This is a genomic window from Methanospirillum sp. (assembly GCF_035560735.1).
GTDB lineage: Archaea > Halobacteriota > Methanomicrobia > Methanomicrobiales > Methanospirillaceae > Methanospirillum.
In genome coordinates this window covers 1-4,214 of the sequence record NZ_DATMYY010000380.1, presented here as the reverse complement: position 1 = coordinate 4,214, position 4,214 = coordinate 1, and the positions used below count along the sequence as shown (strand labels likewise).

Here is a 4,214-nt window from a genome sequence, read left to right as displayed (position 1 = left end):
ATATATTCCTCTTGATTCTGGTGTCAGGAGTCCTGGTCTCCGGTTGTATCCAGGCTTCAGATACTCAGAAAGGTGAGAACGGTGCTGATAACCTGTCCAATAACTCATTTGTCGTGTCAGTTAATTCTGCAATAAACGGTTCAACCCTTCCCACTAGGTTCACCTGTATGGGTCCTGGACAGGTCCCTTCAATATTTTGGAAAAATGCTCCGTCAGCAGCAAGATCAATGCTTCTTATCATGGATGATCCCGATGCTCGAGACAAAGTGTTCACACACTGGATTGTGTATAATCTGAGTCCAAGTGATGAAGTGATACCCCCCAATCAGGTCCCTGCTGCAGATCGTGCTGGATCTGGATATCAGGGGGTAAATTCAGTTGGGTCAAAGGGATATTTCCCACCATGTCCCCCGGGAGGGCTAACTCACCGGTATGTATTTACACTTTATGCCCTTGATTCAGAAATCAAACCTGATCCTGCAGATCGGTCGCATGTAGATGCAGCAATGGAAGGGCATGTTCTGGCAAAGGCCAGAAGTATAACATTCTTTGGGCAGTAACATCACTGATTATGATCGATAATTCCATCAGCCTTTTTTTGATACTTCTATCCGATATTATTGCTTGAAATAATTGGAAAATACTGCAAGGAGCAACCCGGCAATAAAAGCAGCAGCGATTCCGGCTGGAATAGCTATGAGTGCCATCACCCCGGAAACAAGAGGGTCTTCAGTCTTTAATCCATGTCCAACAAGTTCTAGAGCTACAGCAAAAAGCAAAGCTCCAAATACTCCTCCCGGAATTGCTGTAAGAGTTGCAGGGTTCGTAAGAAATACCGATCCACAGATAAGGATTATGCCACCCACAATCATAGCGCCACCAGAGCGTGCACCGAAACGGTAATGTGCAGCTACCCCGCCTGCCCCGTGACACATGGGAAATCCTCCCAGCATTGAAGTGGAAAGACTCATTACTCCGATGGTAAGACTCAACCTGTCGGGTGTGATTCTGCGATGAAAAAGTTCGGTTGAAAGAAGAGCCGTAGCAAGGATTGAATTTGCCAGTGTAAGCGGGATCTGAGGAATGACCAGAACCCATGTCGCTTTTACATACTCCTGATAGTTTGGTAGAGATATGACAGGAAGGGTAGGAAAAGCAGCTGCCGGAATTCCTGTTGTACTCAAAAGTGCCACTATTCCGATACAGAGGATGACAAGAGCAGAAAGATCAGGCAGGTGAACCCGCCTGCTTCCAAGTAAAAAAAGAGCCAGGATCGCAAGGCAGAAAATGAAGAAGGAAAGATCATGAATCCCGAACTCCATGATTGCACTCTGGAGAAGGATCAACCCGAGCGCGAGTTGAATCCCGCGTACAACCGAAGATGGAATCCTGGTTGCCAGCCATTGCATCTTTCCGCTGAGGCCAATAAGACAGAAGAGAGTCCCGGTAATGATACCAGAAGCAGCTATTTCTCCGGTGGTTACTCCTCCGGCTATGGCCACTGCTGCTATCGCTTTGAGCGGTTCTACTGATATTGGGATTTTGTACACGAAACCAGTGATGATATACCATATCCCGCAGAGAAGGAACATTAATGAGAGGGACATGCCGGTTGCAAGTGATACTGCAAAGAAGAGAGGAATTATAGTCCCAAAGTTGCCAACTGATCCGGCAATATTTCCAAGTGTTATTCTGAAACAGTCACCGTCCTTATCTCGTACAGTCTGCATACTCCTCACGCGGCATTACATGGACTGAAAGTGCCTTGGACACAGGCATACCTGTCCTGTATTTGAGAATGGAATCTCCAGTCTGGAAAGATATCTCTGCTGTCATTCCCTGGATTTGATCAGCAAGGCGCTGCATGGTGAGATGAATGACCTTTTCTACAAAGGCAACACTGTCATAGAAGAGCAGTTCAGTCACATCTGAACAGTAGAAAAAATGACCCTGATCACTCAGAGTTAATGACCTTTTTGATGGTTTCATCAAGAACAGCCTTTGTGTATGGCTTCATGAGAACCCCGGTGAATCCAAAGTCCCTGAATCGTGAAACTGCAGGATCGTTTGCATCACCACTTGATACAAGTGCTTTAACTTTTGGATCCATTTCAAGAAGGGCGGCAATGACCTCTTTACCTCCAAGTCCACCGGGAACTGAGAGGTCAAGTATGACAACATCAAATCGTGCATCCTGATTAAGTGCCGCACGATATACTTCTATTGAGTCTTCTCCTTTACTTGTAATAACAGCATCATACCCGAGTTTCTTCAGGAGTATTGAGGTAATCTCACAGATGGCTGGCTCATCATCAAGGAGAAGAATTCGATAAGTCATGAAACGTGTGTAGGTATGTATGGCATACCCACATATTTTCTTTGTGAAATGGGTAAGCGGGGTTTATCGCATGTTCGGCAGTGATCTTCATATCAAAGGTATGTCTAAATTTATGGGATTTGTGTGTATATTCATCTCTTTCTCACGGACTCCTGCAATCTCTCTTGTAATTACTGCCGGGGCAAAATATTTGATACCCCTGAACTGGAACGTGATGAGATCTCTATCGATGCCGACATCCCGGTAGATGCCACTTACGATCTCACTGATCTGTACTCCTTCCTTTCCCGAGATCCCAGGGTAGTTGTCACATTTATCGGTGGCGAACCGACTCTTCGCAGTGATCTCATCATCAGGGTTATGGAAGATCTCCCTGACACCCGTTTCATGATCCAGACAAATGGCATTCTCCTTCACCGGCTCCCTTCAGAAATAGTCAATAGGTTTGAGACAATTCTGGTCTCAATCGATGGTGATAGAGAGACAACTGATGCGGGCAGAGGGTCAGGTACATATAACCGGGTAATGACCAATATCCAGCATATTCTTGCCAATGGATATGTGGGTGAGATAATAGCCAGGATGACGGTTCATGAACCAGTTGATATCTTAAAATCAGTCCTTCATCTCTCCAGCAATGCTGAATACCCATTTTCATCCATTCACTGGCAGATTGATGCTAACTTTTGGAATGATTTTCAGATTAGAAAGTTTAAATCCTGGGCTGAAACTTCATATATGACAGGCATAAAACATCTGGCAGATGAATGGGTATCACGGATGGAACTGAATGGAGTGGTAGAGAGATGGTATCCGTTTATCGATCCGATTGAAGATCTGCTTCTCAAACGCTCTTCCCGGCTTAGATGTGGATCAGGATTTGCAAACTACACTGTTCTTACAAACGGCCAGATATCGCCATGTCCGATTATGATAGGGATGGCTGATTATTATCTGGGAACGCTCACAACTGCAGATATTCAGAATCTCCCTGATGTTCCTGTTCCCGGAGCCTGTGCAGTATGTGATATCCGTGATCTCTGTGGCGGAAGGTGTCTCTATTCTGCAATTCTCGAGCCGTGGCCACAGGAGGGGCGTGAACTGGTCTGCACTACTGTCAGGGAATTATTTAAGGTGTTGTCAGATTCTCTTCCACGGATTCAGTATCTTCTCAATACCGGTGTTATCACCATGGCAGACTTTGCCCATGAGAAGTACAATGGATGCGAGATTATCCCTTAATCCCGCACTATTGTTTTATCTGAAAAAAGTATTCATCCAGGGGCAAATTTGCCCGGGTTTGAATGCTGTCTATAAAAGATCAGAGTGTTGCAGTCTTATTTGATGCAGTTGCCGGGGACTTTGCCGCGGTTGCATTGGATGAGGTTGCGTTCTTTGACTCTGATGGAGTCTTGGTCTGGTTTCCAGTGGTCTCTTTTACAGTCTCCTTTGATACTGATACTGTTGTGTTGACCTTTGTGGTATCATTTGCAACTGTTTTTTCTCTGGATACTGTTACTGTCGATGTGGACGCGGTAGATGATGCGTTGGATGCAGAAACGTTGGCGGTCTTTGGTGCTTCCTTAGCTTCTGCCGGAGCGGCTGCTGCTGCCTGGGTTGCTGGAGCCTTTACTGTCTGTTCGACTGTTGGAACAGAGGTAGAGGCTGCGGTCTTAACAGGGGCAGTTGTTGGGGCAGTGGTGGTCTTTGTCTGATTTGATGACTTGTCTGAGCTTGTACATCCACTGAACATGGTTGCCATTAAAAGCAATCCTAGGACTGCTATCACATATATTACACTTGCATTATGCTTCATAAGTAAAACACCAGCCTTACAATAACGAGTGAAGTTACATTAAACATATTCTCTATATAC

At 45.4% G+C, this 4,214-nt stretch carries 6 protein-coding genes; 2 read left to right on the top strand and 4 right to left on the bottom strand.

Annotated elements, in window-relative coordinates; translation table 11 throughout:
* On the top strand, window positions 1–560 hold a 560-nt coding region (locus VN429_RS11245; protein WP_325633349.1), incomplete at its 5' end, for a YbhB/YbcL family Raf kinase inhibitor-like protein.
* Between the two features lie 57 nt (window positions 561–617).
* Here the strand turns inward: VN429_RS11245 and VN429_RS11240 are convergent.
* From VN429_RS11240 to VN429_RS11230, 3 genes are read right to left on the bottom strand one after another with little or no spacing between them, the layout of a single operon-like run.
* Window positions 618–1,730, bottom strand: coding sequence for a putative sulfate/molybdate transporter (locus tag VN429_RS11240; RefSeq protein WP_325633347.1), 1,113 nt, complete (start codon window positions 1,728–1,730; stop codon window positions 618–620).
* A complete protein-coding gene (locus VN429_RS11235; protein WP_325633345.1) occupies window positions 1,711–1,926 on the bottom strand; it encodes a hypothetical protein in 216 nt (71 codons plus the stop codon). Before VN429_RS11235 ends, VN429_RS11240 begins: the two co-directional genes overlap by 20 nt.
* A 28-nt stretch (window positions 1,927–1,954) precedes the next feature.
* Window positions 1,955–2,338: a response regulator gene (locus VN429_RS11230; RefSeq protein ID WP_325633343.1), complete on the bottom strand. Its 384-nt coding sequence runs from the start codon at window positions 2,336–2,338 to the stop codon at window positions 1,955–1,957.
* Between the two features lie 123 nt (window positions 2,339–2,461).
* On the opposite strand from VN429_RS11230, the gene VN429_RS11225 reads away from it, so the two are divergent.
* Entirely contained in the window at window positions 2,462–3,580 is a 1,119-nt protein-coding gene (locus VN429_RS11225) for a TIGR04084 family radical SAM/SPASM domain-containing protein (RefSeq protein WP_325633340.1), read from the top strand.
* Window positions 3,581–3,659: 79 nt separating this feature from the next.
* Here the strand turns inward: VN429_RS11225 and VN429_RS11220 are convergent, their stop codons facing one another.
* Complete coding sequence (locus tag VN429_RS11220) at window positions 3,660–4,154, bottom strand: hypothetical protein (protein WP_325633338.1); 495 nt, start codon at window positions 4,152–4,154, stop codon at window positions 3,660–3,662.
* Window positions 4,155–4,214: the final 60 nt, after the last annotated feature.